Source organism: Streptomyces venezuelae (genome assembly GCF_008642295.1).
Taxonomy (GTDB): Bacteria; Actinomycetota; Actinomycetes; order Streptomycetales; family Streptomycetaceae; genus Streptomyces; species Streptomyces venezuelae_C.
In genome coordinates, this window is record NZ_CP029190.1 from 5021412 (window position 1) to 5037328 (window position 15917).

Here is a 15917-nt window from a genome sequence, read left to right on the forward strand (position 1 = left end):
GGGCCCGGGTCTGGCCCGTTCCGGGGCCGGTTTGACCTCTTAAACCTCTGGCACGTAACCTTGCATGTCGGCGTGCCCATGTGTGCGCCAGCTCCTGAGCACCTCACCTCCCGGGCTTTGCGGCGCGGGGGAGGCCGCCTCGTGTTTCGGCGGGGGTCGGCTGGCTTCAGGGGTTCCCGAATCGAGCGAGAGAGAGATCCGCGTGTACGCCATCGTGCGCAGCGGTGGTCGCCAGCACAAGGTTGCTGTCGGCGACATCGTTGAGGTTGACAAGATTTCCACTGCCAATGTTGGCGACACGGTCGAGCTCTCGACCCTGCTCGTTGTCGACGGCGACGCCGTGACCAGCGACCCGTGGGTCCTGGCCGGGATCAAGGTCACGGCCGAGGTCGTGGACCACCACAAGGGCGCCAAGATCGACATCCTGCGCTACAAGAACAAGACCGGCTACCGCCGTCGCCAGGGTCACCGCCAGCAGTACACGGCGATCAAGGTCACCGGCATTCCGACGGCTGCGAAGTAAGAGGGACTGAGCAATGGCACACAAGAAGGGCGCATCGTCCACCCGGAACGGTCGCGACTCCAATGCCCAGCGGCTCGGCGTGAAGCGCTTCGGCGGTCAGGTCGTTTCCGCTGGTGAGATCCTCGTCCGCCAGCGCGGCACCCACTTCCACCCGGGCGCCGGCGTCGGCCGTGGTGGCGACGACACCCTGTTCGCCCTGCTTCCCGGCGCGGTGCAGTTCGGCACCCACCGTGGCCGCAAGGTCGTGAACATCGTTCCGGCCGCCTGATCTTCTTAGATCAAGCGTTCGTAACTTTCTGAGGGCGGATCTCTGTCTTCCCGGCGTATGCCGGGAAGCGGGTCCGCCCTCGGCGCGTTACACAGGTTGTAGTGCACAGAACTTTTCCGTACATATCTGGAGGAACAACCATGACCACCTTCGTGGACCGCGTCGAGCTGCACGTCGCCGCGGGTAACGGAGGCCACGGCTGCGCCTCCGTTCACCGGGAGAAGTTCAAGCCGCTCGGCGGCCCCGACGGCGGCAACGGCGGCCGTGGCGGCGATGTGATCCTGGTCGTCGACCAGTCGATCACCACCCTGCTGGAGTATCACCACAGCCCGCACCGCAAGGCCACCAACGGCAAGCCGGGCGAGGGCGGCAACCGCTCCGGCAAGGACGGCCAGGACCTGGTCCTCACCGTCCCCGACGGCACCGTGGTCCTCGACAAGGAGGGCAACATCCTGGCCGACCTGGTCGGCCAGGGCACCACCTATGTCGCCGCCGAAGGCGGCCGTGGCGGCCTCGGCAACGCCGCACTGGCCTCGGCCCGCCGCAAGGCGCCCGGCTTCGCCCTGCTCGGCGAGCCCGGCAAGGCCGGGGACATCGTCCTGGAGCTCAAGACCGTCGCCGATGTGGCGCTGGTCGGCTACCCGAGCGCCGGCAAGTCCTCGCTCATCTCGGTGCTCTCCGCCGCCAAGCCGAAGATCGCCGACTACCCCTTTACCACCCTGGTCCCGAACCTGGGCGTGGTCACCGCCGGTTCGACCGTCTACACCATCGCCGACGTCCCCGGCCTGATCCCGGGCGCCAGCCAGGGCCGTGGCCTCGGCCTGGAGTTCCTGCGGCACGTCGAGCGCTGCTCGGTGCTGGTGCACGTCCTGGACACCGCCACCCTGGAGTCCGACCGCGACCCCGTCTCCGACCTCGACGTCATCGAGGAGGAGCTCAAGCTGTACGGCGGCGGGCTGGAGAAGCGCCCGCGCCTGGTCGTCCTCAACAAGGTCGACATCCCCGATGGCCAGGACCTCGCCGAGATGATCCGCCCGGAGCTTGAGGAGCGCGGCTACAAGGTCTTCGAGGTGTCGGCCGTGGCCCGCACCGGCCTGAAGGAGCTGTCCTTCGCCCTCGCCGAGATCGTCGCCAAGGCGCGCGCCCGCAAGCCCAAGGAGGAGGCGACCCGGATCGTCATCCGTCCCAAGGCCGTGGACGACGCCGGTTTCACCGTCACCTACGAGGAGGCGGAGGACCTCTACCGCGTCCGCGGCGAGAAGCCGGAGCGCTGGGTCCGCCAGACCGACTTCAACAACGACGAGGCCGTGGGCTACCTCGCCGACCGCCTCAACCGCCTCGGCGTCGAGGACGCGCTGATGAAGGCCGGTGCCCGGGCGGGCGACGGCGTGGCCATCGGCCCCGACGAGAACGCGGTCGTCTTCGACTGGGAGCCGACCGTGATGGCCGGCGCCGAGATGCTGGGCCGCCGCGGTGAGGACCACCGCCTGGACGCCCCGCGTCCGGCCACCCAGCGCCGCAAGGAGAAGGAAGCCCAGCGCGGCGACGCCGCCCAGCGCGAGTACGACGAGTTCCGCCCCTTCTAGAAGGTGCGCGGCCACCCCGTAGGATCGGGCCGGTGAGCAGCAACACTCCCACCGTCTCCGTCGTGGTGATCGCGTACAACGACGCCGGGCTCGTGGGCGAGGCCGTCCGGTCGGCACTCGCCCAGGGCCCGGCGGTCGGCGAGGTCATCGCCGTGAACGATGCGTCAGCCGACCGCACCGCCGAGGTCCTGGACGGGCTGGCCGCCGCCCACCCGCTCCTGAAGGTGATCCACCGGACGGAGAACAGCGGGGGCTGCGGCACCCCCCGCAACGACGGCATCGCCGCCGCCACCGGCCGCTACGTCCTCTTCCTCGACAGCGACGACGTGCTGCCGCCGGGCGCGGCCGAAGCCCTGCTGCGCGCCGCCGAACGGCACCGGGCGCCGGTCACCGTCGGCTCCTGCGTACGCCGGGAGCTGCCCCAGGGCAACGACGTCCCGTGGATGCCCGGGCTGCACACCCCGGGCGCGGCGGGCGAGGTGATCGAGCGGCCCGCGGACCGCCCCGAACTGGTCCGCGACACCCTCTGCGTCAACAAGCTCTACCGCAAGGACTTCCTCGACGAGCACGGCATCCGGTTCCCCGACGGCCGGTTCGTCTACGAGGACTTCGTCTTCACCGCCCGGGTCCTGGCCGCGGCGCCCCGTATCGCCGTGATCGAGGACCTGGTCTACATCTGGCATGTGCGCCGCAGCGCGGCCCAGGTGTCCATCTCCCTGGACCGCAAGGACGTCGGGAACTGGCGCTCCCGGATCGAGGCCCACCGCCGGGCCGCCGAGATCCTCGGCGCCTCCTCCAAGGAGCTCGGGCAGGCCTGCGCCGTCAAGTTCCTCGAGTACGACCTGCGCATGTACCTCCGGGAGCTCGGCAAGGACCCCGAGTACCGGGCCGCCTGGTGGCAGCTGACCCGCGCTTACCTCGACACCTTCGAGGAAGTGGCCGTCGAGGCCGCCGCCGCCAAGGCCCGCTGGATCGTCCGGGTGCTGCGCGCCGCCCCCGCCCCGCCCGCGGACGTCGAACGCCTCACCCGGTTCGCCGCCGAACCGCCCCGCCTGCTGCCCCCGTACGCCACCGGCCCCGACGGCACCCCGGTGTGGAGCGCCGAGCTCCCCGAGGCCCGGCTCGACGGGCTGGCCGGGCTGCCGGTGGCCGAGCTGCCGGTCACCGTGGACGCCGGACCGGCCGGCTCCGGTGCCCTCGCCCTCCGCGTCCACGACCTGTACGGGCGGCTCGCCGCGGCCGGCCCGCGGACCGTGCAGCTGCACTTCCTGCCCCGCGGGGGCGGCGAGCCGGTCAGCGGCCACCCGGTGGAGCTGCGCCCCGAGGACGGCGGGGCCGACGGCGGCGGCACCTGGATCGCCGAACTGCCCTTCAAACCGGCCGCGCTGGCCCTCGCCGGCCGCCGCCGCGGACTGCGCGGCATGCAGGCCTGGGACCTGAGGGTGGGCGTGGAGTGTGCCGACGGGAGCTCCCTGCTCACCTCCCTGCGCCCCCTCGCCGAACTGCTGCGGAGGCGGGCGCTGCCCAGCAGCCGGTACGGTGTTCTGCTGGCGCAGCCGTACCGGACGGCCGCCGGATCGCTCGCGCTGCGGCTGGCGCCCGGCGCCGACGGGGCGGCCAACCTCGTACGCAACCGCCTCCACCGGTCCCGCACGGGCCGCGGGGCACGCTAGACAACGGACAGGACTCGGGAGACCCCATGACGTTTCTGATCACCGGTGGCGCCGGATACATCGGCTCGCACGTGGTCCGCGCGATGCTGCTCGCGGGGGAGAAGGTGGTCGTCTTCGACGACCTGTCCACGGGGAACGAGGACCGGGTCCCGGAGGGCGTCCCCCTGGTGATCGGCACGGTGCTGGACCGGCTGGCGCTGGACGAGGCCATCCGCAAGCACAAGATCACCGGCGTGGTGCACCTGGCGGGCAAGAAGCAGGTCGGCGAGTCCGTCGAGAAGCCGATGTACTACTACCACGAGAACGTGGAGGGCCTGCAGGTCCTGCTGGGCGCGGTGGCCGCGGCCGGCATCCGCAACTTCCTGTTCTCCTCCTCGGCCTCCGTGTACGGAATGCCCGATGTGGACCTGGTCACCGAGAGCACCCCGTGTGCCCCGCTGAGCCCGTACGGCGAGACCAAGCTGGCCGGCGAGTGGCTGGTCCGGGCGGCCGGCCGGGCGCACGGCATCTCCACCGCCTGCCTGCGCTACTTCAACGTGGCCGGTGCCGCGGCCCCGGAGCTCGCCGACACCGGCGTGTTCAACCTGGTCCCGATGGTCTTCGAGCGGTTCGACCAGGGCGAGGGCGCCCGGATCTTCGGCGACGACTACCCGACCCCGGACGGCACCTGCATCCGCGACTACATCCACGTCGAGGACCTGGCGGAGGCCCATGTGGTGGCCGCCCGCAAGCTGGCCGAGTGGGCCGCGGCCGGCGAGTACCGGGACCTCACCGTGAACATCGGCCGCGGCGAGGGCGTTTCCGTCCGCGAGATGGTGGACCTCCTCAACGAGAACACCGGGCACAGCCACGCCCCGGTGATCACCCCGCGCCGGCCCGGCGACCCGGCCAAGGTGGTGGCCTCGGCCGACCGGATCGCCGCCGAGCTGGGCTGGAAGGCCCGCCACGACGTCCGCGAGATGATCACCTCGGCCTGGGCGGGCTGGCAGGCCAACAAGACCGCCGTCCACCACGAGCGCTGACCGCCGCCCTCACGCCGTACGTACGAAGCCGCCCGCCCCGGAGGAACCGGGGCGGGCGGCTTCACGCATACGGTGCGCGCCGGCGGGTCAGCGCTGGAGGAAGGCGAACAGCGCTTCCCACCGGTCCGTGATGTCGGCGCTGGAGTAGCGCTGCACCTCACGGAAGGCGGTGTCGCCGAGCCGGTCCCGGTACTCCCGGTCCGACATCAGCCGGTCCAGGTGCGCGGCCAGCTCGATGGTGTTGCCCAGCCGGGCCAGCAGCCCGTCCTCGCCGTGCGACACGATCTCCCGGACGCCCGGCGCGCAGTCGAAGGCCACCGGCGGCACGCCCGCCGCCATGGCCTCCAGCAGGGTGATCGGGAAGCCCTCGGCCCGGGAGGCCTGCGCGAACACGGAGGCACCCTGGAGCGCCCCCAGCACATCGCCGGTGCTGCCCATCCACTCCACCGAGTCGTCCAGGCCCAGCGAGGTGCAGTAGGCCCGCAGGGTCGCCTCCTCGGCGCCCGCGCCGTAGATCCGCAGGGTCCAGTCCGGGTGCAGCGGAGCAGCCTCCGACCAGGCGTCCAGCAGCAGGTCCACACCCTTCTCGAAGGCGAGGCGGCCGACCGAGGCCACCACCTTCGCCTCGCGCGGGGCGGGCGCCTCCGGCATGAAGGGCAGCGGGTTCGGCATGGAGCCCACATTGTCCATCCCGGAGCGGATCCACAGGTCCGCGTCCTCCGGGGTGAGCACCAGCAGCCGGTCCACGTCCTTGTAGTGGCGCCGGACCCGGGCCGCCCGCGAGGACTTGTGGCTGGCCTCGTAGGACTCGTGGCTCATCCCGATGACGGTGAGCCCCTTGGTGTCGGCGAGCGCCACCCACTCCATCGCCCAGACCTGGGTGCAGATGACCACGGCACCCGGGCCGGCCGCCCGGAACAGTGCGTTCAGCTTCTCGGCCTGCTCGCGCATCCCGGCCCGGCGGGCCGACTGGCGGCGACGCTCGGCGGCGTTCAGCTTCCCCTTGAGACCGCGCAGCGCGCGCGGCGAGGGCGGCCGTACGTCGTACAGACAGGTCGTCTTGTACGGCAGGTCCGCGGGGAACTGCTGGCGGAGGGACTCCTCCACCGGTGCGATGCCGATGACATGCACCCGGTGGCCGCGGTCGGCGAGGAGCCGGGCCATCTGGTGCGACCAGGTGGTCACACCGCCGATCTCGTCGACGCTGTTGGAGACGAAAAAGATGTCACGGCTCACTTGCCGCTCCCCTGGAAGAACTTCTCGACGATCTGTGCAGCCGCGGTCCCGCGGTCGTGCTCGCCGAACTCGGCGAGGAAGCGCTGCCGCGCCTCGGCGTACTTGGCGTCGGCCTCCTCGAACACGGCGATCGCCTGGAGGAGTTCGTCCGCCGTGGCCACGACCGGGCCGGGCGCCTTCTCCTTGAGGTCGAAGTAGGTGCCGCGGATGTCGCCGGCGTACGCCTCGTAGTCGTAGGCGAAGAACAGCATCGGCCGGTCCAGGACCGCGTAGTCGAACATCACGGACGAGTAGTCGGTGATCAGACCGTCGGCCAGGGCCAGCAGCGGGGTGATGTCGTGGTGCTTGGACACGTCGATCACCCGGCCCGCCACCGAGGGCGGCAGCGAGACGCTGTTGAGGTAGTGGGTGCGCACCAGCAGGGTGAAACGGTCACCCAGCCGCTCGGCGAACTCCTCCACGTCGAAGGGGAACTCGAAGCCCTCCACCGAACCGTCCACCGCCGCCCGGAAGGTCGGCGCGTACAGCAGCACCTTCTTCTCCGGGGCGATGCCCAGCTCGGCCGCGAGCGGTCCGCGGACCCGCTCGCCGCTGTCCGCCTCCTCGCGGTAGGCCGCCACCAGGGCGTCGTTGCGCGGATATCCGGTGGGCAGCAGCACCTCCTCGCGGAGCCGGAAGCCCTTGGCGAGGGTGCGCCGGTCGTGCTCGGAGCGGATCAGGAAGTGGTCGAAGCGGTCCACGGCCTTCTGGAACTTGGCCTGCCCGTCCTGGCCGAGGGCCTTGGTGCGCGGCTCGTGGAAGCCCATCCGCTTGAGCGCGGAGCCGTGCCAGGTCTGGATGTACGTGGTCCCCGGCCGCTTGGCCAGCGCCAGCGGGAAGCCCTGGTTGTCGATCCAGAACTCGGCCTGGGCCAGCGCCCGCAGGTACTGCCAGCTCCACCGCTTGACCAGGGTGGCCTCCTTGGGGAAGCCGGTGGGCTTGGCGCCCGCGTACGCCCAGACGGCCTGGAAGTCGACGCCCTGGCGGACCATTTCCTCGTAGATCGCCTTGGGACTGTCGCTGTACTGCTTGCCCATGTGGCTCTCGAAGACCACCAGGCCCTTCTTGATGGGCAGCTTGGAGAAGACCTCGTGATAGGCCTTCACCTTCTGCTCGCCCGAGCCGATGTTCCGCTTGGTCTTCAGGGCCTTCTTCAGGCTCCGCTTGACCACGCCGGCGGCCTTGCCGTGCATCGCGTTGTTGATCAGTGCCTGGGTGCGCACGGCCGCCGCGCCCTCGGCGGTGAGCACATAGGAGAGGTTGCCCTTCTTGGTGATCTCCGGCTCGAAGCGGTCGGAGACCAGCCGGGTCAGCCGGGGGCGGACCCGCAGCGCAGCCGCCTCTTCCAGGTCGACCCCGCCGACCGCCACCCGGGTGGAGACCCGGTCGCCGCCGGCCGTCAGCTTCAGACGGACGTCCCACACCGCGTCGATGATGCCGAGCGGCCGGACGGTCTTGCCGATGTCGGCCCGGACGGTCCACTCGATCGTGTCACCGGCGTGCCTGATCGTTTCCACCGGGAAGCTGAACGACTTCACGCCGATCTGGCGGCGGGCCCGGAACTCCAGGTCCGCCTTCAGCGGCGCGTCCTCGGCGATCCGCCGCAGCGGGTTCACCATCGCGCCGGACAGGGTGACCGTGCCGCGCCCGTCGTCCTGGTACGAGGTCAGCCGGTTGCCCAGCGCGAGCGAGCCGAGCGGGGCGGTGTGGAAGCCCTGCTCGGTGACGTCCAGTATCCGGCGGGCCTCGGTGTCCGACGGGTCGTCGATGTGCTGCGCGCACCAGTAGATGCGCCCGTCCCGCTCCGCGAGCGGGGAGGTGAGCCGGCCCTTGTTGGTCATCGACTCGGCGGCCGGGACCAGGTTCTCCCAGTCCTCCTTGCCGAGCAGGTAGGCGCAGATCGCCTGGAGGTGGTTGACCTGGTCGTACGCGGCGGGGTCGATGCCCGCCAGGTAGCCGTTGGCCAGCCGGGCGAACTCCTGCCGGTAGTCGTCGTCCACCAGGTGCAGGTCGCGCAGGTGCAGCACCAGGTCGTGCTTGAGGAACTTGGCGTCCTTGGCCGACTTGATCTCGTCGTGCCCGTGGGCGGCGAGCAGCTCGTCGACCCGGCGGTGGATCTCCATCCGGTGGACGAAGTTCGCGATCTCGTGCCGCCGGTTGCTGATCGACTTGGCTGCGGTGTTCTCGACCACGTTCCAGAAGTAGACGTGGTTCGGGATCAGGGTGATCCGGCGGGCCGCGACATACGCCTGTGCCGAGAACAGCAGGTCCTCGTAGTGGATGCCGACCGGGAACTCCAGCCCCTGCTCCAGCAGGAACGCGCGCCGGTAGCACTTGTTCGTGGAGAGGGTGTCGTAGACCAGCAGGTCCGGGTACTCGGTGATGGATTCCAGGGTCCGGGTGCGGGCGTAGATCCACGGGTACCACTCGGTGGTCTTGCCCCACCGGTTGTCGAGGTGGACCCGGACGCACATGCCCGACACGAGGTCGGAGCCGGTCCGCTCGGCGGCGTCCAGCATGTTCCGGCAGGCGTTGCGCTCCAGCACGTCGTCACTGTCCAGGAACATGACGTAGGTGCCGGTGGCCTGCCGGATGCCGTGATTGCGGGGCGCACCGCAGCCGCCGCTGTTCTCCGGCAGCCGGAACGCGCGCACCCGGCCCGGGTGCGCCGCTTCGAGGGATTGCGCCACCTCGTACGACCGGTCCTTGCTGCAGTCGTCGACGATGACGACCTCGACCCCGTGCAGGGTCTGGTCCAGCACCGACTGGACGGCTGTCGGCAGACGCTCTGCGTCGTTGTAGACGATGACGACCACGGAGACGTCAGGCACGTGCACCTCGATCCCTATTTGTTCCGTTCCGTTCAACCCGTCAAAACTACCGTGTGTTCCACTCGGCTCCGGCAGCCGACCTGCGGGCGTGCATACTTCTAGGGCATGCCGATCCGGCCCAGCAGGAAGTGTTCATGACGAAGCTGTCCGTAGTCGTTCCTTGCTACAACGAAGAAGCGGTCATCGACAGCTTCGACCTCGAGATCCGCAAGGTTCTGGACTCCCTCCCCGTCGAGTACGAGGTCTGTTACGTCGACGACGGCAGCCGCGACGGCACGCTGTCGAAGCTCCGCAAGCTCGCCGAGGTGAATCCGGAGCAGACCCGGTACGTCTCCTTCAGCCGAAACTTCGGCAAGGAGGCCGGCATGCTCGCCGGCCTGCGCGAGGCCACCGGCGACGCCGTGGTGATCATGGATGCCGACCTCCAGCACCCGCCGGAGCTGATCGGCAAGATGCTGGACCTCTACGGTCTCGGCCACGACCAGATCATCGCCCGGCGCAACCGCGAGGGCGACAAGAAGGTCCGCTCCGCCCTGAGCAGCCTGTACTACCGCGCGGTCAACCGGTGGGTCGACGTCGAGCTCACCGACGGCGTCGGCGACTTCCGGATGCTCTCCCGCCCGGCGGTGGACGCCCTGCTCTCGCTCCAGGAGTACAACCGGTTCTCCAAGGGCCTGTTCTCCTGGATCGGTTTCGACACGATCACGTTCGACTACCAGAACGCGCAGCGCGAGGCCGGCGAGACCAAGTGGAAGTTCGGCTCCCTGCTGAACTACGCCATGGACGGGCTGATCTCCTTCAACAACCGTCCGCTGCGGCTGGCGATCTGGATGGGCGCGGCGCTGACCGCCGTCGGCGCCCTCTACACCCTGTGGATCATCATCCAGGCGCTCACCACCGGAGTCACCACCCCCGGTTACGTCACCCTGGTGGCGATCATCGTCGGCCTGGGCGGCGTCCAGATGAGCATGCTCGGCCTGATCGGCGAGTACATCGGCCGCATCTACTACGAGACCAAGCGCCGCCCGCACTTCCTGGTGAAGGAATCGCACGGCGTCGACGTGGACGCCAAGTGAGCTCCTCGAAGGACCAGCTCGGCCAGGTCGTCCGCTTCGGCCTGGTCGGGGGCGTCAACACCGGCACCTTCTTCGGCATCTACCTGCTCCTGCACCCGTGGATGCCGTACTTCGCCGCGTACACCCTCGCCTTCGTGCTGTCGATGATCGGGTCGTTCTTCATGAACACCTACTTCACCTACCGCACCCGGCCCACCTGGAAGAAGTTCCTGCTCTTCCCGCTGACCAACGTCACCAACTACGTCATCCAGTCGGTGGGCCTGTACGCCCTGGTGACCTGGGCCGGCCTGAACACCAAGATCGCCCCGCTGGTCGCCGCGGTGGTCGCGATCCCGTTCACCTTCCTGCTCTCCCGCAAGATCCTGGTCCCCGGAGCCCGCGCCGACGCCCCGGAGAAGGAGCAGGACCGCAGTACGTCCACGGTCTGAAACCCGAAGGCGGCCCTGCGCGGGCACCCCGTAAATTGAGGGCAGACACGCGCAGGATCGTCTGCCGTCGGGCAAAAGGGGAGAACGTGGCAGGGGCAAGGCAGCACGTGGTGGATGCCCGCAGGATCGTGGTCAAGGTCGGCTCCTCCTCCCTGACCACCGCCGCCGGCGGCCTGGACGCCGACCGCGTGGACGCGCTGGTGGACGTCCTGGCCAAGGCGCGCAGCGGCGGCGAGAAGGAGATCGTGCTGGTCTCCTCCGGCGCCATCGCCGCCGGGCTCGCCCCGCTCGGCCTGCGCCGCCGCCCCAAGGACCTGGCCCGCCAGCAGGCCGCGGCCAGCGTGGGCCAGGGCCTGCTGGTCGCCCGCTACACCGCCTCCTTCGCCCGGTACGGCGTACGCGTCGGCCAGGTGCTGCTGACCACCGACGACACCAGCCGCCGCGCCCACTACCGCAATGCCTACCGCACCCTGGACCAGCTCCTGGAGATGGGCGCCCTCCCGGTCGTCAACGAGAACGACACCGTCGCCACGGACGAGATCCGCTTCGGCGACAACGACCGGCTCGCCGCCCTCGTCGCCCACCTGGTCCGCGCCGATCTCCTGGTCCTCCTCTCGGACGTGGACGGCCTCTACGACGGCGACCCCTCCCAGCCCGGCACCACCCGGATCGAGGAGGTCCGCGGCCCCGAGGACATCGCCCATGTCTCCATCGGCAGCGCCGGCAAGGCCGGGGTCGGCACCGGCGGCATGGTCACCAAGGTCGAGGCCGCCCGGATCGCCGCCGCCGCGGGCATCCCGGTCGTCCTGACCTCCGCCAGTCAGGCCGCCGACGCCCTCTCCGGCCGTACCACCGGAACCCTTTTCCACCCCACCGGGCGCCGCTCCGCCGACCGCCTGCTGTGGCTCCAGCACGCCTCCACCCCCCAGGGTCACCTGGTCCTCGATGAGGGCGCGGTCCGTGCGGTCACCGAACGCGGCGGCTCCCTGCTGCCCGCGGGCATCGCCGCGGTCGAGGGCGATTTCTCCGCCGGGGACCCGGTGGAGCTCCGGTCCGCCGACGGCCGGCCGATCGCCCGAGGCCTGGTCAACTTCGACGCGAAGGAGCTTCCGCAGCTGCTCGGACGCTCCACTCGAGAGCTGGCACGGGAACTCGGACCCGAGTACGAACGCGAGGTCGTCCACCGGGACGATCTGGTTCTGCTGCAGGGCTGAGGTTCGGCAAAACCGCCGCGCAGGGGGCCGGGGACTGGTCAACTGTGGGAATCGGGCAGACACGCAGGGCAGAGGAGGCGACTGGTGAGACGAGCGCTGACCAGCGTCGCGGGCGGCGGCGGTGAGGAACACGACCAGGACGCGTCCCGCCTGTGGCACATCACCCTCAGCGTCTCCGGCAAGCCGGTGCCGCTGGCCGAGGTCCGGCGCGGGCTGGAACAGCTGGCCCACGACCACCCCTTCCTCCTCACCAGCCGGTACGCCGACGACCACGCGGAGATCCGCTACTGGGAGGAGGCCCGCGACCTCCACGATGCGGCGGCCGTCGCGCTCCGGCTCTGGGGCGAGCACCGCTCCTCGGCGAAGCTGCCGCCCTGGGAGATCGTCGGCCTGGAGGTCATCGACCGCGCGACCTACCACCAACGCGTGGCAGAGGGCTACGGCCCACCCCCGGCCCACCCGGTAGGCGTCCACCCGTACTGACCCCCTCCGGGGTGGGCAGGCGTTCCGCGGGGCGGAGCGGGGTCCGGGGCGGAAGCCCCGAAGGGTGCCGGGCGGAGCCCGGTGCGGCTCCGGGGGCGCAGCCCCGAGGGGGGTGCCGGGCGGAGCCCGGGCACCCTGGAACGGGGTCCGGGGCGGAGCCCCGGTTCCTGGGGGCACCTCCCAGCGGTAGCTGGGGGAGAAGGGGCGGGGTGGGGGAGAGCCCCGCGCAGCGGACCCGCAGCCCGCCGGGCCGAGTGTCCGGGGCGGGACGGGGCGTGGCTCAGCTCAGCCGACCCGCAGCCCCGCCCGGCCGAGGGCCCGCGGCACGATCGCCCACACGGCGGCGGCCGTCTCGCGGGCCGGAACCCCGCCGGGCAGGCCCGGCAACCGCACTACGCTGGACGCATGACCTCGCTGAACGACGCCGCCGCAGCCGCCACGTCCCCCGTGATCGCCACCGCGCAAGCCGCCCGCACCGCCGCCGCGGCCATCGCCCCGCTCCCGCGGTCCGCCAAGGACACCGCCCTGCTGGCCATCGCGGACGCGCTGGAGGCCCGTACCGCCGAGATCGTCGAGGCCAACGCCCAGGACATCGCCAAGGCCCGCGCCGCCGGCACCAGCGAGACCGTCATCGACCGGCTCACCCTCACCCCCGACCGGGTGAGCGCCATCGCCGCCGACGTCCGGGACGTCGCCGCCCTGCCCGACCCGGTCGGCGAGGTCGTCCGCGGGTCCACCCTCCCCAACGGCATCGACCTCCGCCAGATCCGCGTCCCGCTCGGCGTCGTCGGCATCATCTACGAGGCCCGCCCCAACGTCACCGTCGACGCCGCCGCCCTCTGCCTGAAGTCCGGCAACGCCGTCCTCCTGCGCGGCAGCTCCTCCGCCTACGCCTCCAACACCGCCCTCGTCGCCATCCTGCGCGACGCGGTCCAGAGCACCGGCATCCCCGCCGATGCCATCCAGCTCGTCCCCGGCGAGAGCCGCGACTCCGTCCGCGAACTGATGCGCGCCCGCGGCCTGGTCGACGTGCTCATCCCGCGCGGCGGCGCCTCCCTCATCAAGACCGTGGTGGAGGAGTCCACCGTCCCGGTCATCGAGACCGGCACCGGAAACTGCCATGTGTACGTCGACGCCCAGGCCGACCTCGACATGGCCGTGCAGATCCTCGTCAACTCCAAGGCCCAGCGGCCCTCGGTCTGCAACGCCGCCGAGACCCTTCTGGTCCACCGGGACATCGCCGCCGCCTTCCTGCCGCTCGCCCTCGACGCCCTCGCGGACGCCGGGGTGACCGTCCACGGCGACGCCGCCGTCCTCGCCGCCGCCGAGGACAGCAAGGTCACGGCGCTGCCCGCCACCGACGAGGACTGGGCCGCCGAGTACCTGTCCTACGACATCGCCGCCGCCGTGGTCGGCTCCCTCGACGAGGCCGTCGCCCACATCCGCCGCTGGACCTCCGGCCACACCGAGGCCATCGTCACCACCTCGCAGGCCGCCGCCCGCCGCTTCACCCAGCTGGTCGACTCCACCACCGTCGCCGTGAACGCCTCCACCCGGTTCACCGACGGTGGCCAGTTCGGCTTCGGCGCGGAGATCGGGATCTCCACCCAGAAGCTGCACGCCCGCGGCCCGATGGGCCTTCCCGAGCTCACCTCGACCAAGTACATCGTCACCGGCGACGGTCACGTACGGTAGTCGCCCCGCGGACTCCGCGTGGCCGAATTCCGGTCGCTGCCCTGCCCAAAACCGTTGGCCAGGTCTACGCTGGACCCGTGCCGGACGACGTGGGGGGCAAGCCGTTCCCGGATCACGGGGAGCCCGACGACGACCGCGGAGGCGCGGATCAGGACTTCGCCTCCGTGGTCTTCGACGAGGCCTTCGTCCGGAGCGCCGAGATCCATGAACCGAGCGCCGCGGAGCGGCTGCGCGAGGCCGAAGCGGCCCGCGCCGTCGCCGGCGGGCGCCCGACCGACGAGGACCCCTTCGAGGGGTACCCGTACGGCTGGCCCGACGGCCATCCCGACGGCTACGGCCCCGGGGACCTCCCGGACGAGGCCTACGACGGCACCGCCGGATACGGGTACGGATACGGCTACGGCCCGTACGGAGCGTACGGCGGGGCCCTGCGCCCCTACCGCGGCCGGTCCCGCTGGCTGCGGCCGGTGGCCTGGGTGCTCGCCGTGGTGATGGGCATCGGCATGGTCGCCCTCGCCTTCATCGCCGTCTACCGCGGTGCCTCCGGCGACTCCGGCCAGGCTCCGCCCCCTGCCAGGACCCCGCTGACGGAAGTCAGTGGCGATGGCGCGTTTACGTACCCTGCCGGCCGCCAACCCTGAAGGTACGACCCCCTCCCGGAGCAGGGAGATGCACATGGCCGTGCCAGGAGACCCACCTGACGGCACCCCCGACGGCATCGGCGGTGGCGAGGAAGACCACCGGACGGACGAATACCGTTCGGTGGTGTTCGACGAGGACTTCATCCGGGCTGCCCGGCTCCAGGAGTACTCCGCCGACGAACGCATGGGCGAACACGCCCGCGCCGTGCGCAGCCGCTCCCTGTGGTCCTCCGGCGCCCCCCGGACCAGTACCCCCGGCCGCGGCGCCCGCCAGGGCATGCTGCTGGTGCTGCTCGTCGCCCTGGCCTTCGCCGCGGCCGTCTACATGGGCATGCGGAATCCGTACGCCATCCCGCCCGGCCGGACCACCGAGCCGATGGCGAGCACGGTGGTGCCGCTCGCCCCCGCCGACACCGTCCCCGGCGGCCGGCCCGCCGAGCTGTACGCGAAGAGCCCGGCCGACCCGTACCGGGTCGGCGCGGCCGGCATCACCCTCCCGGCAGTGCACCGCACCGCGCACTTCACGGACACCCAGGTGGTCACCGCGCTGTCGGTGGCCAAGGACTACCTGGTGCAGTCCTCCCTGGAGCCCGACGTGCTGAACGGAAGCGCCTACCGGCCGGTGCGGCTGCTGCTCGACCCCGACCAGCTGGACCAGTTCGACCGCAGCATGGGCTCCCCGCGCAGCGACGGCCGGCACGCGGCCACCGGCTGGCTGGTCCGCTTCGACCCGGCCACCGCCGTGGTGGCCGACTCCCGGATCCGGGTGCACGGCACCCTGGACTTCGCGGAGGTGGCCCCGGACGTCCTGGAGGTCATCTCCGACCACGTGTTCGTGTACGCCGTCCGCCCCGCCGTCGGCCCGCGGGCCGAAGCGGAACAGGCCTCGCTGTTCACCGTCCGGCGCGAGCTGCGGCTGCGCTTCGACCGGGACGACCTGGTGGCCCGGCGGGCCGAACTGGTGTCGGCCTATGTCATGGCCGGACCGCAGGACTGCGCCGCCGACCCGGCCGCGGGCTTCACACCGCTGCTCGCCGGGGCCCGCGCCACCACGGTGGGCCCGGCGGCCACCGACCCCTTCGCAGGCAGCGAGACGCGCCGCGCGGCCGGGCTGTGCGGCGTACTGGCGACCGAGACCGAGCCGTCCCCGCCGCCGCCCGCACCGGCGCCCTGACCACGCCTCGCTCCGGAGCGGACCGGAC

At 71.3% G+C, this 15917-nt stretch carries 14 protein-coding genes; 12 read left to right on the forward strand and 2 right to left on the reverse strand.

All coding sequences use genetic code 11. From position 1 onward, the window contains the following. Nucleotides 1-202 precede the first annotated feature (202 nt). The 5 genes from rplU (at nucleotide 203) to galE (ending at nucleotide 5072) form a co-directional block, all read left to right on the forward strand. Nucleotides 203-523 (forward strand): 50S ribosomal protein L21, encoded by a 321-nt coding sequence (rplU, locus tag DEJ50_RS22530; protein WP_005317674.1) that lies wholly within the window; start codon nucleotides 203-205, stop codon nucleotides 521-523. Between the two features lie 13 nt (nucleotides 524-536). After that, complete coding sequence (gene rpmA, locus DEJ50_RS22535) at nucleotides 537-791, forward strand: 50S ribosomal protein L27 (RefSeq protein WP_007264038.1); 255 nt, start codon at nucleotides 537-539, stop codon at nucleotides 789-791. Nucleotides 792-931: 140 nt separating this feature from the next. Beyond that, the gene (gene obgE, locus DEJ50_RS22540) at nucleotides 932-2377 is read left to right on the forward strand and encodes a GTPase ObgE (RefSeq protein ID WP_150209790.1); all 1446 of its coding nucleotides are present in this window, start codon (nucleotides 932-934) and stop codon (nucleotides 2375-2377) included. A gap of 32 nt (nucleotides 2378-2409) precedes the next feature. Continuing rightward, nucleotides 2410-4050, forward strand: a complete 1641-nt coding sequence (locus DEJ50_RS22545; protein WP_150209792.1) for a glycosyltransferase family 2 protein — start codon at nucleotides 2410-2412, stop codon at nucleotides 4048-4050. Nucleotides 4051-4076: 26 nt separating this feature from the next. Then, complete coding sequence (gene galE / locus DEJ50_RS22550; protein WP_150209793.1) at nucleotides 4077-5072, forward strand: UDP-glucose 4-epimerase GalE; 996 nt, start codon at nucleotides 4077-4079, stop codon at nucleotides 5070-5072. 87 nt (nucleotides 5073-5159) lie between these two features. Here galE and DEJ50_RS22555 read toward each other — a convergent pair whose 3' ends face one another. Beyond that, nucleotides 5160-6308: a glycosyltransferase gene (locus tag DEJ50_RS22555; protein WP_150209795.1), complete on the reverse strand. Its 1149-nt coding sequence runs from the start codon at nucleotides 6306-6308 to the stop codon at nucleotides 5160-5162. Then, nucleotides 6305-9184, reverse strand: a complete 2880-nt coding sequence (locus DEJ50_RS22560; protein WP_150209797.1) for a bifunctional glycosyltransferase family 2 protein/CDP-glycerol:glycerophosphate glycerophosphotransferase — start codon at nucleotides 9182-9184, stop codon at nucleotides 6305-6307. Before DEJ50_RS22560 ends, DEJ50_RS22555 begins: the two co-directional genes overlap by 4 nt. A 128-nt stretch (nucleotides 9185-9312) precedes the next feature. Here DEJ50_RS22560 and DEJ50_RS22565 point away from each other — a divergent pair, with 128 nt between their 5' ends. The 7 genes from DEJ50_RS22565 to DEJ50_RS22595 all read left to right on the forward strand — a co-directional run bounded on the left by DEJ50_RS22565 (nucleotide 9313) and on the right by DEJ50_RS22595 (nucleotide 15889). After that, nucleotides 9313-10254 carry a glycosyltransferase family 2 protein gene (locus DEJ50_RS22565; protein ID WP_150209798.1) on the forward strand — a complete coding sequence of 314 codons (942 nt, stop codon included), beginning with the start codon at nucleotides 9313-9315 and terminating at the stop codon, nucleotides 10252-10254. Next, a complete protein-coding gene (locus DEJ50_RS22570) occupies nucleotides 10251-10682 on the forward strand; it encodes a GtrA family protein (RefSeq protein WP_150209800.1) in 432 nt (143 codons plus the stop codon). The genes DEJ50_RS22565 and DEJ50_RS22570 overlap by 4 nt, the downstream gene beginning before the upstream one ends. A gap of 86 nt (nucleotides 10683-10768) precedes the next feature. Further along, nucleotides 10769-11896, forward strand: a complete 1128-nt coding sequence (gene proB / locus DEJ50_RS22575; protein WP_150209802.1) for a glutamate 5-kinase — start codon at nucleotides 10769-10771, stop codon at nucleotides 11894-11896. 42 nt (nucleotides 11897-11938) lie between these two features. Beyond that, nucleotides 11939-12379, forward strand: coding sequence for a hypothetical protein (locus DEJ50_RS22580; RefSeq protein WP_411757690.1), 441 nt, complete (start codon nucleotides 11939-11941; stop codon nucleotides 12377-12379). Nucleotides 12380-12784: 405 nt separating this feature from the next. Then, the gene (locus DEJ50_RS22585) at nucleotides 12785-14074 is read left to right on the forward strand and encodes a glutamate-5-semialdehyde dehydrogenase (protein WP_150209805.1); all 1290 of its coding nucleotides are present in this window, start codon (nucleotides 12785-12787) and stop codon (nucleotides 14072-14074) included. Between the two features lie 77 nt (nucleotides 14075-14151). Beyond that, nucleotides 14152-14715, forward strand: coding sequence for a hypothetical protein (locus DEJ50_RS22590; RefSeq protein ID WP_150209807.1), 564 nt, complete (start codon nucleotides 14152-14154; stop codon nucleotides 14713-14715). A gap of 34 nt (nucleotides 14716-14749) precedes the next feature. Next, complete coding sequence (locus tag DEJ50_RS22595) at nucleotides 14750-15889, forward strand: hypothetical protein (protein ID WP_150209808.1); 1140 nt, start codon at nucleotides 14750-14752, stop codon at nucleotides 15887-15889. The last annotated feature ends 28 nt before the right edge of the window (nucleotides 15890-15917 follow it).